1 rRNA gene (cut by a window edge) is annotated in these 2,300 nt (G+C 56.8%); it reads right to left on the bottom strand.

Features of this window, described 5'->3' with window-relative positions:
- Positions 1 to 22: 22 nt before the first annotated feature.
- Positions 23 to 2,300, bottom strand: a 23S ribosomal RNA gene (locus ACH499_RS34480) (it continues 840 nt past the right edge of the window).

Genomic DNA, 2,300 nt, shown 5'->3' with positions numbered 1-2,300 from the left:
AACACAGTGGACGCGAGCAACTGAGGACAAGCCCTCGGCCTATTAGTACCGGTCACCTCCACACCTCACGGTGCTTCCAGATCCGGCCTATCAACCCAGTCGTCTACTGGGAGCCTTACCCCATCAAGTGGGTGGGAGTCCTCATCTCGAAGCAGGCTTCCCGCTTAGATGCTTTCAGCGGTTATCCCTCCCGAACGTAGCCAACCAGCCATGCCCTTGGCAGAACAACTGGCACACCAGAGGTTCGTCCGTCCCGGTCCTCTCGTACTAGGGACAGCCCTTCTCAAGACTCCTACGCGCACAGCGGATAGGGACCGAACTGTCTCACGACGTTCTAAACCCAGCTCGCGTACCGCTTTAATGGGCGAACAGCCCAACCCTTGGGACCGACTCCAGCCCCAGGATGCGACGAGCCGACATCGAGGTGCCAAACCATCCCGTCGATATGGACTCTTGGGGAAGATCAGCCTGTTATCCCCGGGGTACCTTTTATCCGTTGAGCGACGGCGCTTCCACAAGCCACCGCCGGATCACTAGTCCCGACTTTCGTCCCTGCTCGACCCGTCGGTCTCACAGTCAAGCTCCCTTGTGCACTTACACTCAACACCTGATTGCCAACCAGGCTGAGGGAACCTTTGGGCGCCTCCGTTACCCTTTAGGAGGCAACCGCCCCAGTTAAACTACCCATCAGACACTGTCCCTGATCCGGATCACGGACCCAGGTTAGACATCCAGCACGACCAGACTGGTATTTCAACGACGACTCCACCCACACTGGCGTGCGAGCTTCACAGTCTCCCAGCTATCCTACACAAGCCGAACCGAACACCAATATCAAACTGTAGTAAAGGTCCCGGGGTCTTTCCGTCCTGCTGCGCGAAACGAGCATCTTTACTCGTAGTGCAATTTCACCGGGCCTATGGTTGAGACAGTCGAGAAGTCGTTACGCCATTCGTGCAGGTCGGAACTTACCCGACAAGGAATTTCGCTACCTTAGGATGGTTATAGTTACCACCGCCGTTTACTGGCGCTTAAGTTCTCAGCTTCGCCTGGACGAATCCAAGCTAACCGGTCCCCTTAACGTTCCAGCACCGGGCAGGCGTCAGTCCGTATACATCGCCTTACGGCTTCGCACGGACCTGTGTTTTTAGTAAACAGTCGCTTCTCGCTGGTCTCTGCGGCCACCCCCAGCTCACGGAGTAAATCCGGTCACCAGACGTGGCCCCCCTTCTCCCGAAGTTACGGGGGCATTTTGCCGAGTTCCTTAACCATAGTTCACCCGAACGCCTCGGTATTCTCTACCTGACCACCTGAGTCGGTTTAGGGTACGGGCCGCCATGAAACTCGCTAGAGGCTTTTCTCGACAGCATAGGATCATCCACTTCACCACAATCGGCTCGGCATCAGGTCTCAGCCATATGCAAGGCGGATTTGCCTACCTTGCGGCCTACACCCTTACCCCGGGACAACCACCGCCCGGGATGGACTACCTTCCTGCGTCACCCCATCACTCACCTACTAACCGCTTGGTTCAGCGGCTCCACCACTCCCCTTCACCCGAAGGATCCAGGGCGGCTTCACGGCCTTAGCATCACGATGCTCGATGTTTGACGCTTCACAGCGGGTACCGGAATATCAACCGGTTATCCATCGACTACGCCTGTCGGCCTCGCCTTAGGTCCCGACTTACCCTGGGCAGATCAGCTTGACCCAGGAACCCTTAGTCAATCGGCGCAAACGTTTCTCACGTTTGTATCGCTACTCATGCCTGCATTCTCACTCGTCAACCGTCCACAACTACCTTCCGGTGCTGCTTCACCCGGCAGACGACGCTCCCCTACCCATCACAGCCGGCGTTGGCCGTTATGCTGCAATGACACGACTTCGGCGGTACGCTTGAGCCCCGCTACATTGTCGGCGCGGAATCACTAGACCAGTGAGCTATTACGCACTCTTTCAAGGGTGGCTGCTTCTAAGCCAACCTCCTGGTTGTCTCTGCGACTCCACATCCTTTCCCACTTAGCGTACGCTTAGGGGCCTTAGTCGATGCTCTGGGCTGTTTCCCTCTCGACCATGGAGCTTATCCCCCACAGTCTCACTGCCGCGCTCTCACTTACCGGCATTCGGAGTTTGGCTAAGGTCAGTAACCCGGTAGGGCCCATCGCCTATCCAGTGCTCTACCTCCGGCAAGAAACACACGACGCTGCACCTAAATGCATTTCGGGGAGAACCAGCTATCACGGAGTTTGATTGGCCTTTCACCCCTAACCACAGGTCATCCCCCAGGTTTTCAACCCTGG

It is taken from the genome of Streptomyces sp. NPDC018947, assembly GCF_044390505.1.
Taxonomy (GTDB): domain Bacteria; phylum Actinomycetota; class Actinomycetes; order Streptomycetales; family Streptomycetaceae; genus Streptomyces.
This window is presented reverse-complemented; position numbering and strand designations above follow the sequence as displayed.